General features: G+C 41.7%; 15 protein-coding genes. 3 read left to right on the top strand and 12 right to left on the bottom strand.

Translation table 11 applies throughout. The features are described 5' to 3' along the window. Positions 1-36 precede the first annotated feature (36 nt). Positions 37-1,008 (bottom strand): class 1 fructose-bisphosphatase, encoded by a 972-nt coding sequence (locus F896_RS06720; RefSeq protein WP_016164265.1) that lies wholly within the window; start codon positions 1,006-1,008, stop codon positions 37-39. Positions 1,009-1,185: 177 nt separating this feature from the next. Between F896_RS06720 and F896_RS06725 the strand changes: the two genes are divergently transcribed. Beyond that, on the top strand, positions 1,186-1,371 hold the full coding sequence (locus F896_RS06725) for an NF038105 family protein (RefSeq protein WP_004805661.1): 186 nt from the start codon (positions 1,186-1,188) through the stop codon (positions 1,369-1,371). Positions 1,372-1,429: 58 nt separating this feature from the next. Here F896_RS06725 and pal read toward each other — a convergent pair whose 3' ends face one another. The 11 genes from pal to F896_RS06780 all read right to left on the bottom strand — a co-directional run bounded on the left by pal (position 1,430) and on the right by F896_RS06780 (position 11,168). Continuing rightward, a complete protein-coding gene (pal, locus tag F896_RS06730; protein WP_004805662.1) occupies positions 1,430-1,996 on the bottom strand; it encodes a peptidoglycan-associated lipoprotein Pal in 567 nt (188 codons plus the stop codon). A 22-nt stretch (positions 1,997-2,018) separates the two neighbouring features. After that, on the bottom strand, positions 2,019-3,302 hold the full coding sequence (tolB, locus tag F896_RS06735; protein ID WP_016164264.1) for a Tol-Pal system beta propeller repeat protein TolB: 1,284 nt from the start codon (positions 3,300-3,302) through the stop codon (positions 2,019-2,021). 99 nt (positions 3,303-3,401) lie between these two features. Next, on the bottom strand, positions 3,402-4,823 hold the full coding sequence (gene tolA / locus F896_RS06740; protein WP_016164263.1) for a cell envelope integrity protein TolA: 1,422 nt from the start codon (positions 4,821-4,823) through the stop codon (positions 3,402-3,404). A 3-nt stretch (positions 4,824-4,826) separates the two neighbouring features. Beyond that, complete coding sequence (tolR, locus tag F896_RS06745; RefSeq protein WP_016164262.1) at positions 4,827-5,279, bottom strand: protein TolR; 453 nt, start codon at positions 5,277-5,279, stop codon at positions 4,827-4,829. Continuing rightward, entirely contained in the window at positions 5,279-5,977 is a 699-nt protein-coding gene (gene tolQ, locus F896_RS06750) for a protein TolQ (protein WP_016164261.1), read from the bottom strand. Before tolQ ends, tolR begins: the two co-directional genes overlap by 1 nt. A gap of 24 nt (positions 5,978-6,001) precedes the next feature. After that, on the bottom strand, positions 6,002-6,409 hold the full coding sequence (ybgC, locus tag F896_RS06755; protein WP_016164260.1) for a tol-pal system-associated acyl-CoA thioesterase: 408 nt from the start codon (positions 6,407-6,409) through the stop codon (positions 6,002-6,004). A 132-nt stretch (positions 6,410-6,541) separates the two neighbouring features. Further along, a complete protein-coding gene (locus tag F896_RS06760) occupies positions 6,542-7,489 on the bottom strand; it encodes a hypothetical protein (RefSeq protein ID WP_228130615.1) in 948 nt (315 codons plus the stop codon). Positions 7,490-7,542: 53 nt separating this feature from the next. Then, positions 7,543-8,538: a Holliday junction branch migration DNA helicase RuvB gene (gene ruvB / locus F896_RS06765; RefSeq protein ID WP_016164258.1), complete on the bottom strand. Its 996-nt coding sequence runs from the start codon at positions 8,536-8,538 to the stop codon at positions 7,543-7,545. A gap of 7 nt (positions 8,539-8,545) precedes the next feature. Continuing rightward, positions 8,546-9,151: a Holliday junction branch migration protein RuvA gene (gene ruvA / locus F896_RS06770; protein WP_016164257.1), complete on the bottom strand. Its 606-nt coding sequence runs from the start codon at positions 9,149-9,151 to the stop codon at positions 8,546-8,548. A gap of 8 nt (positions 9,152-9,159) precedes the next feature. Beyond that, entirely contained in the window at positions 9,160-9,828 is a 669-nt protein-coding gene (locus F896_RS06775; protein WP_016164256.1) for a hypothetical protein, read from the bottom strand. Beyond that, on the bottom strand, positions 9,828-11,168 hold the full coding sequence (locus F896_RS06780; protein ID WP_016164255.1) for a deoxyguanosinetriphosphate triphosphohydrolase: 1,341 nt from the start codon (positions 11,166-11,168) through the stop codon (positions 9,828-9,830). The genes F896_RS06775 and F896_RS06780 overlap by 1 nt, the downstream gene beginning before the upstream one ends. 465 nt (positions 11,169-11,633) lie before the next feature. On the opposite strand from F896_RS06780, the gene purL reads away from it, so the two are divergent. Together purL and F896_RS06790 are read left to right on the top strand one after the other, a co-directional pair. Next, on the top strand, positions 11,634-15,464 hold the full coding sequence (purL, locus tag F896_RS06785) for a phosphoribosylformylglycinamidine synthase (protein WP_016164254.1): 3,831 nt from the start codon (positions 11,634-11,636) through the stop codon (positions 15,462-15,464). A gap of 75 nt (positions 15,465-15,539) precedes the next feature. After that, positions 15,540-16,745 carry a multidrug effflux MFS transporter gene (locus F896_RS06790; protein ID WP_016164253.1) on the top strand — a complete coding sequence of 402 codons (1,206 nt, stop codon included), beginning with the start codon at positions 15,540-15,542 and terminating at the stop codon, positions 16,743-16,745. Positions 16,746-16,759: the final 14 nt, after the last annotated feature.

Genomic DNA, 16,759 nt, shown 5'->3' with positions numbered 1-16,759 from the left:
CATCATAACGTTATAATGCCCTGATTATAAAGGTAATTAGTGGTAGCTTGTTACGCGTTCCACTTCGTTTTTAGAGCCAATAATCACAGGAACACGTTGGTGTAGTTCAGTCGGTTGGATTTCCATAATACGCGCACGACCTGTCGTAGAAGCACCGCCAGCTTGTTCGATCAACATACTCATTGGGTTTGCTTCATACATCAAACGTAAGCGGCCTGCTTTTTTCGGGTCTTTAAAATCATAAGGGTAAAGGAAAATACCGCCACGGCATAAGATACGGTGAATATCACCAACCATACATGCAACCCAACGCATATTGAAATCTTTTTCACGGACTGATGTTTTACCCGCTAAAAGTTCATCAATATAACGTTTTACAGGGTTTTCCCAATGACGTTGATTCGATGAGTTAATTGCAAACTCTTGTGTATCTGCAGCGACTTGCACTTGCTCAGTGGTTAACAAAAAGCTTTGTGTGGTTGGGTCAAAAGTAAAGAACACAACCCCTGCACCCACTGTAAGCGCTAACATGGTTGATGGGCCGTAAAGCACATAACCTGCGGCAACTTGCTCTGTACCAGCTTGCATAAAGTCTGCAGATTGAGTGACAGAATTCTTTGCAGGAAGAATAGAGAAAATCGTACCAACACACATATTAATGTCGATATTGCTTGAACCATCGAGTGGATCAAATAAAACCAGATATTTACCATTTTCTTGAGCAGGAGTGAAGTCATCTAATTCTTCTGAAGCTAAACCACCCACTTGAGGATGTGCTTTTAATGCATCAATCAGGTAATCATTTGAAATAACATCTAGTTTCTTTTGTGTTTCGCCTTGAACGTTCTCGTTGCCTGCACTGCCCAAAATACCAGCTAAAGCACCTTTTTGAAGTGCCTGATCAATGGTTTGGCATGTAGCCGCAATTGTTTCGATGACTTGTGCCAACTCTGGAGTCAAATTCCCATTTTGTTGTTCTAGGTATTGGGTCAAAGTAAGGTTTGACATATTGAATAGCTCCGATTTGGCCGTGTCAAAAATTGATAAAAAAGAATGTGGGTATTCTAGATGAGATCGTCCGAAAATAAAAATTATCTTACTTTATTTATGTTGCTTTTATGATTACAAGTGCAGCATTACATGCTATGTTGCATAGATACTAAACAGGATGTTTGGAGGCTACCGATGTCAACCAAGAATTTTGAGGCAACGCCCACGCCGAGTGAGCCGATTAGCTTAGATACGATTTCTAAAGAAAATGTGAAGGATGCATGGAAAGAGTATGAAGCGAAGCCAGAATATAAAGAGTTTAATAAGCACGATTTGATTGAATCAATGCAAAACAAGCCTGATGCTCAATCTTCGTCTTGATGAATGAAATAAAAATGCTCACATGAAGTGAGCATTTTTATTTATAGCGAAACCACAGTTATTTTAATAGTGGTGGAACTGCTTCGTAGTTAATTTCTACGCGGCGGTTTTCTTTCCATGCTGCTTCGTCATGACCCGCATTGACTGGTGATTCTTTACCGTAGCTAACTGCTTCAAGTTGCTGTGGATTTACACCATTGGTAATCAAAAAGCTTTCAACTGCTTTTGCACGGCGTTCGCCAAGTGCCATATTGTATTCACGTGTACCACGCTCATCAGTATGGCCTGTCAGAGCAACACGAGAGTTAGCATTAGCAACTAGGAATTGAGCATGTGCTTGTAGGGTTTGATAATCTTCATTCGATAAATCACTGCTATCAAAGTTAAAGTGCACAACGCGTTTTGCTAAGAATGCTTTATTTGCTGCAGTTACACCTTTAGAAGATGCACCAGCCAAGTTTTGCGCATTTAATGCAGCATCTTCACTTAAACCATCTGTGCTGACTGTGGTTGAGCCATTTGGATTCGTACCAGTGGTAATTTCAGCAGCAGGCTTACGGCTTGCACAGCCTGTAAATACAAGTGTTGCAGCAATCAGTGGAAGCGTTAGATATTTAATGTTCATATGATTCTCCAATCGATTAAACTTATTTTGGTGCCCAAGCTGGTTCACGAACTTCACCTTGCTCGCTTGGTAAATTCATGCGGAAACGACCATCAGTCGACATGACGGACAACAGGCCACGACTACCTTCACGCGTTGCATAAACCACCATCTGTCCATTTGGTGAGAAGCTTGGTGATTCATCTAAACTGGTCGGTGTCAGAATATTGGTGATACCAGTATTGATATCTTGGATTGCAACTTTGTAGTTACTACCGCTTGGACGATGCACTAGAGCAATCTTTTTACCATCAGCACTTAAAGTACCACGTGCATTAAAAGCACCTTTGAAGGTCAAGCGTTTTACAGAACTGTCATCAAAGCTATAGCGATAAATTTGTGGAGAACCGCCGCGGTCTGAGGTAAAGATAAATGATTTACCATCTGGCGCATATCGTGCTTCAGTATCAATTGCAGTGTCATTGGTCATGCGTTGTACTTGGCGTGTACTTAAATCCATTTGATAAATTTCAGGATTACCGTTCATAGAGGCGGTAAATAGCATTGATTTACCATCTGGAGAGAAGCTTGGTGCGCCATTTAAGCCACGGAAGCTGGCTAAAACTTCACGTTGGCCTGTTGCTAAATCTTGTAGGTAAATTGCAGGACGTTTGGTTTCAAAAGATACATATGCAATTTTCTTTGCGTCAGGTGTCCAAGCAGGTGAAAGAATTGGATCACGAGATGACAAAACAGTTTTAGGTTGTTCACCATCTGTATCAGCAATTTGTAAGGTATAGCGTTGTGCCGGTGTAGCCTGATTACGTAATACATAGGCAATACGACCACTAAAGTCACCTGCAATACCTGTCAACGCTTGATAGATGGTATCACTGATCAGGTGTCCTGCTTGACGCACGCGTGAACTTGGTACTGTGAGCACCTCATTCAATAAATATTGTTGTTTCTGTACATCATAGAGTTGGTAATGAATTTCGAATGTATTGGCATCCACGGCTTTCATTTGGCCGACGACTACATACGGTACACCAGCATTTTGCCAATCACCCGCTTGAACCTGATTAAGGCTTGCAGTGGCTGGTAAATTTTGAGATGCGCTGGTAAAACGGCCTGAGCGATTCAAGTCACTTTCCACAATTGGATAGATCGCATTGTCATTTGCAAATGGGATAATCGCAATTTTAGGTGCTTGTTCAGGTGCTTTAGCAATTTCCAGATGTAATTGTGCGAAAGTTGCTGTTGGAACAACTGTACTAATCGCAGCGAAAACTGCTAAAGAGAGGAGGTGTTTACGAGTCTTGTCCATAGTTACAATTACTTGCGTTCGTATTTTTGTGGCTGTTGATTATTTAACATAGTTACATGCTTTGTGCTATTAAAAGCATGTAACGTTAACTATTCATTACTATTTTGCAGTAAAACTTGAAGTAAAGCTTCTTGCTTCACGGCGAGCAACCGGATCATCTGGCATTGGATAAGGGGCAGCAGCGCGAACAGCAGCTTCTACACTTGCTTTCACATCAGGATCACTTGCTGAAACAACGACAGAAAGTACCGCACCGGTATCGCTTAACGTCACACGAGCACTTGCACGCTGGCCTGATGAACCTGATGGCATATTCCAAGCACGATAGATTTTTTGTTCAAAATCTTTTTTCGCAGTTGAAGCCACACGTTTCGCATCTGCTTTTTTCTGAGCTGCTTCTTGTTCAGCTTTTTTGGCTGCAGCAGCTTTAGCATCTGCTTCTGCTTCTGCATCTGCTTTACGTTTGGCATCTGCTTCAGCTTTGGCCTTTGCGTCTGCATCTGCTTTGCGTTTGGCATCAGCATCAGCTTTTGCCTTCGCATCAGCATTTGCTTTACGTTTTGCATCAGCATCGGCTTTAGCCTTCGCATCAGCTTCCGCTTTACGTTTAGCATCAGCATCAGCTTTTGTTTTTGCATCAGCATTTGCTTTACGTTTAGCGTCTGCATCAGCTTTTGCTTTGGCGTCGGCTTCTGCTTTACGTTTTGCATCTGCGTTGGCTTTTGCTCTCGCGTCTGCCTCGGCTTTACGTTTAGCGTCTGTCTCAGCTTTTGCCTTCGCATCAGCTTCGGCTTTACGTTTCGCATCTGCGTTGGCTTTTGCTCTCGCGTCTGCCTCGGCCTTGCGTTTCGCATCTGCATCCGCTTTTGCTTTGACATCTGCCTCAGCTTTGCGTTTCGCATCCTGTTGCGCTTGAAGTTTTGCATTTTCGGCAGCTTTTTGCTGTCTTAATTTCGCATCTTGTTCCGCTTTTTGGCGTGCCTTCGCTTCAGTCTCGGCTTTGGCATTTTGTTCAGCTCTACGCTTCGCATCCGCTTCAGTCCTTGCTTTTACCTCGGCTTGGCGTTTAGCTTCGGCATCAGCACGTTGTTTTTGTGCTTGAGCGTCTGCAAGTTTATGTTGTTCTTCCACTTGCTTGGCACGAGCAGCTTCATCGGCTTTACGTTTTTGTTCAGCTAATTTTGTTTGCTGTGCTTGTTCCACCTTTTGCTTTTCAGCCGCAAGTTGTTGTGCGGTTGGTGGAGGAGGTGTTACTGGAATATTTTCAGGCTGTGTTGTATCCACAATCGGGCTTTGCACTTCCTCTGCCTGATGTTCAGCAGAGACTTGTTGTTCGGGTTGTTGTAATGACTGTGGTAAATCTTCTGGTTTCACCAAAATAGTGGTCAGTTTTTTAGGTTCTTCAGGTGGTTTACTCAAGCCTAAAAACAACAAGCCAACAATTGCGATCGCATGAACACCAAGGGTAAAACCCAGTGCAATCGCATTTTGTTTAAAAGGTGGCTCTTGAAATTTTTTCATAGCTTATTTTAACGGCTCTGTCAGTAAACCAACTTGAGTAAGACCAGCTTCTTGCAGACTCGCCATGAGTGAGACGACTTCACCATAAGGACGAGATTTATCACCATTCACCAATACAGTTAGTTGTTTATTGTCCTGCTCGGCTTGGGTCTGAGCTTCACTTAGTACAGCTTCAAGCTGCACTAGGGAAAGAGGATCACTGCCTTTGTGTTCTTGATATTGCAAAAAGATATTGCCATCTTTACCAATGGTGACCATCGCTGGCATATCTTTTGATTCAATCGGATGATTATTGGCTTGTGGCAAATCTACTTTAATACCGCTGGTAATCATGGGTGCAGTCACCATGAAAATGACCAATAACACCAACATTACGTCGATATAAGGAACCACATTCATATCGCTTTTGAGCGGTTTCTTAATCCGTTCAAAACGTCCAGATCGTTGAATCGCCATTATGCATCTTCCTGTGTCGTTCCAATCGCTTGACGCTGTAAAAGGGCAACCATTTCTTCTGCAAATAAAGCACGATCTGAATAAGTTGATTCACCTTTAGCCGTGAAGTGGTTAAACGCAAGTACAGCAGGAATTGCTGCAAATAAACCAATTGCTGTTGCAATAAGGGCTTCTGCGATACCAGGTGCTACGGTTGCCAACGTCACTTGGTCTACGGCAGCAAGGCCAATAAAGGCATTCATGATGCCCCAAACCGTACCAAATAAGCCGATATAAGGTGCTACAGATCCAATGCTGGCAAGCGCGCCTAAACCAACTTCTAAACCACTTTGGTCACGGCTTAAACCGACTCGAAGAATACGCTCTGTCCCTTCAATAGTTTGGTTGGTATCTGCTTTACGTTTCTGTAGTTTAAAAAACTCACCTAAGCCTTGGTAGAAAATATCTTCAAGGCCGCGACGCTTAGAGTTCAATTGCGCATTATTGTAAAGTGTATTTAATTCGGCACCTGACCAGAACATTTTTTGAAAATGCTCATCCTCTTGCCCTGCTTTTTTAAAGCCCATATATAATTTGGCAATCAAATACCAGCTATAAATTGAAGAGAGTAACAGGATCAGCATGACCAGTTGTACAACAGGACTTGCTTGTAAAATTAGGTCAGAAATATGCAGGGAAGATTCTAAGTTAGTTGCCATAAGTTGCTGTGCCGAAAGTTTATTTTAGTCCTGTGCTAATTCTTTTTGAATCAGATCACGAATTTCATCAGGAAGTCTACGTGGCATTAACTCTTTGTTTAAACATGCCAACACAACCTCACCTGAAGCCAGCAAGATTTCACCACGATAAATATTTTGTTGCAACACAAAAGATGCGGCTTTACACGAAATAACACGTGCTGTAACGGTAATTAAATCATCCATTAATATTGGACGTACATATTTAACAGCGATTTGATGTACAACGAAGCTGTAATCTTTTTGGTGCCAGTAGTGATCAACACCAGCTGCACGTAGCCATTCGGTACGGGCACGCTCCATAAAACGGATATGATTGGCATGGTAAACGATACCGCCTGCATCTGTATCTTCGATATAAACGCGAATTTTGAACTCAAAATGATTTGCCATGTCTTTATTACCTATTCTTGCGTACTGTCAGCAATCACGAATGATATTGTGTCAAACGGGCTAAGGAAATAGTAATAAATAACATATTGTTGAATGAAGTAAAAAACAGGCCCTTAGATAGGGCCTGTTTTTTTAATAGTTGAGTTCTTCCCACGCGACGACTTTAGGGAAGCCTGTGACAGTAATGCCATTGGCATAGGCCCGCATTAAAGCTTTATAGTCAGCAGTTTTGGTGATATTAATTGCATTTTTATTGTTGTTAGTATCTTCAATATAAATTTCAGCAAAGCTTGGGTAAAAAGCCAATACATCTCCGACACTTCCAAATTTGATTTGATTGTCAAAATTTACAGAGAATTCTTTATTATTGTTTATCCCAACTAGGCGTCCTTTGGTAATTGATCCAGTTGACCAAGGCTCAAAGCTATAGTTTGTAAGTTTATAGACTTCTGTATATTTTTTATCAGCCCATGTGAATTCCATTTGAGCAATATCATATTTGAAGGGGCGCGCATCAGCATAATAAGATAGACTACTTTTGCTTCCATTGAAGGTTGTTGTTTCATTATCAACCTCTACTTTAAATTGATTCAATGTCGTATCGATTTTAAAGTTATCCTGTGACCAGTATCCTTGTGTACTAACACTTCCAGATAGAATCATTGGTCCTTCAGAAACAGGTTGAATAACACCATCTTTTGTATACTGTAGATCACATTTATTCAGTGTAACAATTTGGCTATTTCTACTAAAGCTTCCTTCTTTATTTCGGCAGAAGGCTTTATAGCCCATTTTTTCTCCACCTTGAATTAAATAAAAAACGGATTCAGCAAGCGTAATCGTATCAATGAGTTGATTTTCATTAATGCTTGATAAGTTGATAATTGGTGCATAAATCAATTCAAGATTTTCTGGTTTGCTATAATCTAGTTTTTCTTTGCCTTGAAATGAATTGCTGTTATTTGCATTATCACCTCCACCCCCGCAGGCTGTTAAAAATAAGCTACTCAAAAATACCGAAGTTATTGTTTTATTTTTCATTGTTACCCTGAAAATAATGAGGTGATTAAAATCAGGCATATCCTATTCTAATCACCTCATTATAAGAAGCGTTAAGTTAAAAATATTTCATATTATTCAGGTGGTGTCATACCAAACTGTAAATATGCCATATTGGTTGCAATACGGCCACGTGCGGTACGCATGACATAACCTTGCTGAATCAAATACGGTTCAATCACATCCTCAAGCGTTCCACTATCTTCAGCCATTGCAGCAGCCAAAGCTTCAACACCTGTTGGTCTACCTTCAAAGCGTTCCAGCAACATACTGAGATAACGACGATCGAGCGTATCTAAACCAGCTTTATCTACATTGAGCATGTCTAAAGCACGTTGTGCCATATCTTGAGTCACTTCACCTGTGCCTTTCACTTGCGCATAATCACGTACACGGCGTAATAATCGATTGGCAATACGGGGCGTACCACGAGCACGACGAGCAATCTCTGTTGAACCTTCTTTGGTAATCGGGACATCCATTAGGTTGGCTGAACGTGTCACGATATGAGTCAAATCTTCAACTGAATAGAACTCTAAGCGCTGCACAATCCCGAAACGATCACGCAAAGGAGAGGTGAGTAAGCCAGCTCTTGTTGTTGCCGCAACTAAAGTAAATGGCGGTAGATCAAGTTTGATTGAGCGAGCGGCAGGACCTTCACCAATCATAATATCCAGTTGATAATCCTCCATCGCTGGGTAGAGAATCTCCTCGATCACTGGCGAAAGACGGTGAATTTCGTCAATAAACAGAACATCACCTTCTTCCAAATTGGTCAGCATTGCAGCTAGGTCACCCGCACGTTCCAATACAGGGCCAGAAGTTGATTTTAAATTACCGCCCATTTCTCTTGCGATAATATTGGCTAACGTGGTTTTACCTAAACCTGGTGGACCAAAGATCAGGGTATGATCCAGTGCTTCACCGCGACCACGTGCTGCACCAATGAAAATTTCCATTTGCTCACGTACCACGGGCTGACCAATATAGTCAGCCAATGAGGTAGGGCGGATGGCACGATCAAAATGATCTTCAGGTTTTTCTGTTCCGCTAATAAGACGATCTTGCATATATCTATTACTTCATCATGGATTTAAGCGCAGCACGGATAATGTCAGCAGATTCAGTATAGTCTGCTTTAACCGCAGCTACTGCTTTTTGTGCTTCTATTGGTTTATAACCCAACGATTGTAAAGCGGCTTCAGCTTCGGCAACTGGTGAGTTTGCCATAAATTGAATTTGCGTCGCTGCTGCATTTGTCGTGCTACCCGTTGTATGCGCCAAAGCTTTAAAACGATCGCGTAATTCAATCATTAAACGTTCAGCAGTTTTCTTGCCCACACCAGGGACTTTAATCAGGGTATTAATATCATCATGTTCAATCGTGTGGATGAGCAGTTCAACACTTAATGTCGATAAAATACCCAAAGCCATTTTAGGACCTACACCATTCACTTTGAGTAGTGTACGGAAAATGGTTTTTTCTTGTGCGTCACTAAAACCATACAGTTGCTGAGCATCTTCACGAACAACCAAATGTGTCCATAAAGTGACTTTCTGTCCTTTTTGTAATTGGCAAAATGTCGAAAGTGGGGTGTCAATTTCATAGCCGACGCCATTTACATTGAGTAATACGGTTGGGGCTTCTAGGGCAAACACTTCGCCAATTAAACATCCGATCATTGAGTCTTTCACTTATTTGTTAATGGTTGAATAGTAGATGCCATTTGTTCTAAACGCAAAATGGCTTTGAGAATTTCTTTGCGATTTCGTGTGGATTTTATCCAAGCGGGTAAGCGGGAAAAATAACTACCATTTCCAGTTTGAGAGGTTCGCTCTCGCAACCCAGCTTGAATATATGTTTTTAACTCTTTTAAGTGCTCAATATTATAAACGGAAATCTCCCCATGCCGAGTTGGGGTTTTTAAATATAGTTCTAAGCCATAGATTGTGCGGCCTATATTTTGATCCAAAATAAAATTAAGCCCAAATTGTTCAAATTTTGAGATATGTTGACAAAGGTGGCATCTTGCCTGAATAAATGGTGGTAATGAACCTGCATTAAGCAGCTTTTGCTTTGCGCTTAACCATGCTCCACCACATTTTTGGCAACGTTTGTACGTTGTAGCGTAATAATGACCATTATGAAGCTGAGCAGTGTCACTTTGGCTTGGATTAATTTGGTAAGCACAATGTAAACAACTCAATAAAAATATACCTTGATACCTATTTTTTTTAGGCGTTTGTGGTTCTTTATATTTTAAAATACATGGCTGATTGCATTTAGGGCATTTAACCCATTGATCAAGATAAATAAAATTTGATAGATAAACTCCATTATCTACATGCCGCTCAAGCATTAAAAGAACCCTATCTTATTGCCTTGCAACTCTTGCGCCAAGCTATAAGCCTGATGGTCTGAAAACTTACTAATAATATCCAAGACTTGCATAATATTATTATAGTGATTGTTTTGCAGATTTACCCCTGAATGTTGCAAAATTGACATCAAACGCTGTTCTTTAAAGCTTAATGTCTTATGCGGCATGGTCAATGGGATAAAAGCGTCCAAAATCGTTTGTAGACTTTGGTGTGCAATAATCTCTAAACCGGATTTTTGAGGATGTTCAAAAATCCGGTCTCTCGCTAGATTCTTTGCAGTTTGAATTCCTGCTTCAATATCGGGCGAGCAATATTGTAATAGGCTACCCTTGAGCTGACCGGTTAAAATTTCATACTGATGTTTGGCAAATGCTGTGGTCACTTCATCGACTAAACGTTTCATCACACGACCGCGTAAGGCCGCAATTTTTTGCTGCCATGTGGTATGTGGTAAATGTAGTTCTTCTGGATAGCCATAATCGGCAATCAAATTCAGGAAAATTGGCTCAACTTCGGCATAGTTCAACATATTGAGAATGATGCCATCTTCTAAATCGATCAGCGCATAACAAATATCATCGGCAGCTTCTAATAAATAGGTTAGTGGATGACGGCAATAGTGATAGTCACCAAGCTGAATAAGACCGAGTTGTTCTGCCAGTTGCTTTAATATTTCTTTCTCAGATTGATAACAGCCAAATTTTGCCCGTTGATGTGAGGGCATATCGCCTTGTTCTTCGATGGTTTTAGATAACCACGGATATTTTAAATAGGCGCCGAGTGTTGCACAGGTTAAGCGCATACCACCATCATCGGGGTGATAGTCAATACGGCTGAGTAGTCGAAGTCCTTGGGCATTGCCTTCAAACTGGCGTACATCGGCTGCTTCTTCTGGTGTGAGTTTGGTCAAGAAGTCACGATGCGATGCATCATCAAACCATTCCCGAATCGCATATTCGCCAGCATGACCAAAAGGTGGATTACCAATATCATGTGCTAGACATGCTGCCTGAATAATCGCACCAACATCAGCAGGTGAAATCCACATGGGTAATTGATCTTTGATTTTTTCTGCGGCTAACATGCCTAAAGATCGGCCAATACACGAAACTTCAAGCGAATGGGTTAAGCGGGTGTGAATACCATCATGTTGAGTCAGTGGGTGAACTTGTGTTTTTCTATTTAGCTGACGAAAACTTTGAGAAAATATAATTCTGTCATAATCTTTGTGGAATGGGCTTCGAGCCAATTCAGTACTACTTTTTTTACTACCTAAACGAATTGCAGAAAGCAATTCTACCCAACGCATTTGTTCCATTCATCATTATTCACTATGAGTTCAGGATCATCATGCCAAAAAAAAGATTAAAGCACTAGAGTAGGGCGACATAAGTTGTCTTGGATAAGTATGTTGTCGTTTATAGTTTTGTATTCAATCATAATTTAAGGCATTTGTTTGTTCACATACGTGGCTTTTATAAGGTATTGATGATGGTGTAAAAGGTTCACTTGTACGCAATGATCAATTCTTTTTTCAGTTTGGTATTTCCATAAAAGAAGAGTTGCAAACAAGAAATATGATTTATACAGCAGGCTAAATGAATTGTTACGAATAAAGTAAAATGGATAAAGCTACAAGAAATTAAGCCATTTGCAGTAGAAAACTCTGATTTTTAAGATGGATATAGCTAGCTGAAATGAGCCTTTCACAGTAGAATATGCGCTCTTTCATAAGTCACATTGTGGTAGGTTCGTTAGACCCACCCGTGGAGCCAAAGTCAACATGTTTATCGTGGCCGGTGCATCAGCACATTCTTCTTTCAAGAAAGCTCAACTCTTAAACCGATTAACGTCAATGAGTTCTGTTCAATCTTTTGACAGCCAGTGGGTTTATTTGTTTGATCAAGCGCTCAACGAGCAGCAACATCAATCGGCATTACAACTTTTAAACGATGGTCAATCTTTCGAACTTCGCCAAGCTGCAAGTGATGAAATCCAGATTTTAGTGACACCACGTGTGGGGACAATCTCGCCGTGGTCATCTAAAGCAACTGATATTTTCCAAAACTGTAATACGCCCATTCACCGTTTAGAGCGTGGTCTGTTATTTACACTAAAAGGTGTGAAAGAGATTTCGAACGAAGTGAAATTGGCCTTACATGACCGTATGACAGAGAGTGTTTTTGCTCAAATTGATGATGCAAAAGCTCTATTCTCAGAAACAGCGCCGAAGCCATTGAACTCAATTGATATTTTGGGTAAAGGAAAAGAAGCATTAGTCAAAGCCAACAATGAATTTGGCTTTGCTTTATCTGAGCAAGAAATAGATTACTTAACCGAAGCATTTACCAAGCTAGGTCGTAATCCAAACGACATCGAATTGATGATGTTTGCACAAGCAAACTCTGAACACTGTCGTCATAAAATCTTTGGTTCAGAATGGACAATTGATGGTGAAAAACAACCGTTGTCTTTGTTCCAAATGATTAAAAATACCTATAAAGAATCTCCAACAGATGTATTGTCGGCATATAAAGATAACGCCTCTGTCATCGTGGGTTATGACACCATGCGTTTTTATCCGAAAGCGGATGAAAATGGTCACTTCGTTTATAAATATAAGAGCCAAGCCGCTCATATTTTAATGAAGGTTGAAACACACAACCATCCAACTGCAATTGCTCCATTTGCAGGTGCTGCAACAGGTTCGGGCGGTGAAATCCGTGATGAAGGTGCAACAGGTCGTGGTGGTAAACCAAAAGCAGGTTTAACAGGCTTTACTGTTTCGAACTTAAATATCCCTGGTTTTGAACAACCTTGGGAAGATAACTACGGTAAACCTTCACGTATGGCATCGCCATTACAAATTATGATTGAAGGTCCATTGGGTGGTGCTGCGTTTAACAACGAATTTGGTCGCCCAGCATTAAATGGTTATTTCCGTACCTTTGAACAGAATGTCAATGGTGACGTGAAAGGCTTCCATAAGCCAATCATGATTGCAGGTGGTTACGGTAACATTCGTCCTGACCATGTTGAAAAAGATGCGATTCAACCAGGTGACTTGCTCATTGTATTGGGCGGTCCTGCAATGTTGATTGGTCTTGGCGGTGGCGCAGCATCTTCTGTAGACAGCGGTACCATGGGCGAGAGCTTGGACTTTGCTTCTGTTCAACGTGAAAACCCAGAAATGGAACGCCGTTGCCAAGAAGTCATCGATACCTGCTGGCGCTTAGAAGACTTTAACCCAATCGTGTCTGTACATGATGTGGGTGCGGGTGGTGTATCTAATGCTATGCCAGAACTTGTGAATGATCATGAGTTGGGTGCAGTGCTTAACCTGCGTAAAATTCCATCATTAGAGCCAGGCATGAGCCCGATGGAAATTTGGTCAAATGAAGCGCAAGAACGTTATGTGCTTGCCATTCGCCCAGAGTCTTTAGAACAATTTGAAGAAATTTGTGCACGTGAGCGTTGCCCGTTTGCGGTACTCGGTGAGGCGACAGAAGCGCGTCACTTAACGGTTGAAGATCCTTTGTTTGAGAACAAGCCTGTCGATATCCCAATGCAGGTGATCTTAGGCGGTACACCGCGTATGCAACGTTCATATGAAACGATTGAGCGTACAGGCAATGACTTTGATGCTGCAAAAGTTGATTTAAAAGATGCGATTTTCCGCGTATTGAAGAATCCAACCGTTGCGTCTAAATCGTTCTTGATCACCATTGGTGACCGTTCGATTACCGGTATGGTTGCACGTGATCAGATGGTTGGTCGCTGGCAGGTGCCTGTTGCTGATGCAGCAGTAACCACCACAAGCTTGCAAGGCTTCACAGGTGAAGCCATGGCAATGGGTGAACGTCCACCAGTAGCATTATTGAATCCTGCTGCATCTGCACGTTTAGCGGTTGCTGAAGCAATCACCAATATTGCTTGTGCCAACATCGAACAAATCAGTGATATCAAACTTTCTGCAAACTGGATGGCAGCGGCAGGTCAAAAAGGTGAAGACCAAGCTCTGTTCGAAGGTGTGAAAGCGATTGGTATGGAAATGTGTCCTGCATTAGGCATCGCAATTCCAGTCGGTAAAGATTCACTTTCAATGCGTACCACGTGGAACGATGGTGAAGACAAAGCGGTGACTTCGCCAATGACAGGTGTAATCACAGCATTTGCACCAGTTCTAGATGTTCGTAAAACCTTAACACCTGAATTGAAGAACTTGGCAGACTCAGTACTGGTACGTATTGATTTGTCTAAAGGCCAGTTCCGTTTAGGCGGTTCGATCCTTGCTCAAGTGTACAAAGCAATTGGTTCTGTGACACCTGATGTCGATAGTTTTGATGACTTCAAAGCATTCTTTGCCTTGATTCAAGACTGGAACAATCGTGGGGTGATTAAGGCTTACCATGACATCGGTGATGGCGGTTTATTGGCGACTGTTGCTGAAATGATGTTTGCTTCACGCTTAGGTGTTGCCTTAGAAAATCAAACGACTGAAAGCTTATTTGCTGAAGAAATTGGTGCTGTACTGCAAATCACAGCTGCGGATTGGGCACAGTTAGAAGTTGAAGTTGCGGCATCAAGTTTGAAAGATGCAATTGCAGTGGTTGGTCGTGTCAATACAACCGATCAATTGGCGGTAAATGGTTTGACTTTAGAACGTGCTGAATTGCAACAAGCATGGGCAGAAGTATCGCATCAGATCCAACGCTTACGTGATAATGTTGAAACTGCTGATCAAGAGTTTGCTTTAATTGCAGATCAAAACCACAAAGGTTTAATTGCACAAGCGACTTATGATTTAAATGAACCTGTTGAAGCGCCGTTTATCAATACACGTCGTCCTAATATGGCCATCTTGCGTGAGCAGGGTGTGAATGGTCATGTTGAAATGGCAGCTGCTTTTGATAAAGTTGGTTTCAACACCATCGACGTACACATGAGTGACTTACTTGCAGGCCGTGTCAGCTTAAGCGACTTTGAAGGTTTAGTGGCTTGTGGTGGCTTCTCATACGGTGACGTGATGGGTGCTGGTGGTGGTTGGGCGAAATCAGTATTGTTCAATGCGAAATTACGTGACCAGTTTGAGCAGTTCTTCCATCGTCAAAATACATTCAGCTTAGGTGTTTGTAATGGCTGTCAAATGATGTCGCAACTTGCACCACTGATTCCAGGTGCAGAGCATTGGGGCCGTTTCCACCGCAATACATCAGAAGTATTTGAAGCGCGTGCCGTGAACGTTCTTGTAGAAAAATCAGTTTCTGTATTGCTCGAAGATATGCAAGGTTCGATTTTACCAATCGCTGTTGCGCATGGTGAAGGTCGTCTGGTTGCAACTGAACAGCAAATTGCTGCTTTAAATGCTGAGAACCAAGTGATCTTGCGTTATGTGGATAGTTTGGGTAATCCAACTCAGCACTATCCATTGAACCCGAACGGTTCACCTGAAGCGATTACAGGTTTAACCTCTAAAGATGGTCGTGCAACAGTGATGATGCCGCACCCAGAGCGTAACTTCCGTGCTTTACAGCATTCTTGGAAGCCAGAAGATTGGGCTGAAGATGGTGCTTGGTTACGTATGTTCCGTAACGCACGTAAATTTATTGGTTAATTAAACCCATGTAATAAGCCACCGTCAGGTGGCTTATTTAATTCAGTATAAAATAATCATCAATGGACAAGAAAAATGAAATCAAAAATCCATTTCCGCGAATTCGCACTGCTGATGGCATTACTCATGTCCATCGTCTCATTTTCAATTGATGCTGTTTTACCTGCACTGGGTGAAATTGGTCGTGTTTTTACTTTGCAAAATAATAATCAAGCGCAATGGGTGATTATTAGTATTTTCTCAGGCATGACCATCGGGCAACTGATTGCAGGACCATTGTCCGATGCGATCGGACGGAAACGGATTTTATTCACTGGCATCGTGATCTACTTTTTAGGCAGTTTATTGTGCTATTCCACCCAAAGTTTTGAATGGTTCTTGCTGGGGCGTTTTATTCAGGGTGTCGGTGTTTCAGGGCCTTATGTGGCATCGATTTCCATCGTTCGGGATAAATATAGTGGTGCCCAAATGGCGCGGATCATGTCTTTGATCATGATGGTGTTTATGGTAGCACCTGCAGTTGCACCGAGCTTGGGACAACTGATTATTCATTTCTTTGGCTGGCGCGATATTTTTGTATTGTATATGGTCTATGCCGTAGCTGTTGGAGCTTGGGTTGCTTTAAGGCTAGAAGAAACCTTGGTGCCTGAGAATCGTCTGCCAATGCGGGTACAAGCGTTTAAAGATGGTTTTAAGGAAGTGGTAAGCAATAAAACCACTATGAGTTATTTATTGTGCGCAGGCTTTTGCTTTGGCGGTTTTATTGGATATCTTGGGACTTCGCAGCAAATCTTTATGCAGCAATTCGGTAAAACAGGGCAGGAATTCAGTGCCTATTTTGCTTTATTAGCAGGTGTGATGGGGATTGCTTCCTTTACTAACTCTAGAATTGTCATGAAGTTTGGCATGCGTCCCATCTGTATTTATGGTTTTCTTGGTTTAAGTCTAATCTCATTGCTGTTCCTAATCATTCAGCTTGTGGGTGTGCCAGTTTCGTTCTGGATGTTTATGTTGTATGCCTGCATTCTGTTTTTATTGTTTGGAACGCTATTTGGCAATCTGAATGCGATTGCAATGGAACCGATGGGGCATGTGGCAGGTATGGCTTCTGCGATTATTGGGGCATCGTCTTCAGTATTGTCTTTGATTCTCGCTTCAATTATTGGGCAGTTATATAACGGTACTTTGATTCCAATGACCAGTGGTTTTGTGATTTTGTGTGGTTTGGCTTTTGCGATGACACAGTATGAGAAAAACCAACTGAAAGAATCTGGAAGTTGATCAATTTTACCCCA

This window comes from Acinetobacter genomosp. 15BJ (assembly GCF_000400715.1).
Classification (GTDB): domain Bacteria; phylum Pseudomonadota; class Gammaproteobacteria; order Pseudomonadales; family Moraxellaceae; genus Acinetobacter.
The sequence above is the reverse complement of the archived record's forward strand: the minus strand, read 5'-3'. Positions and strand labels throughout refer to the sequence as shown.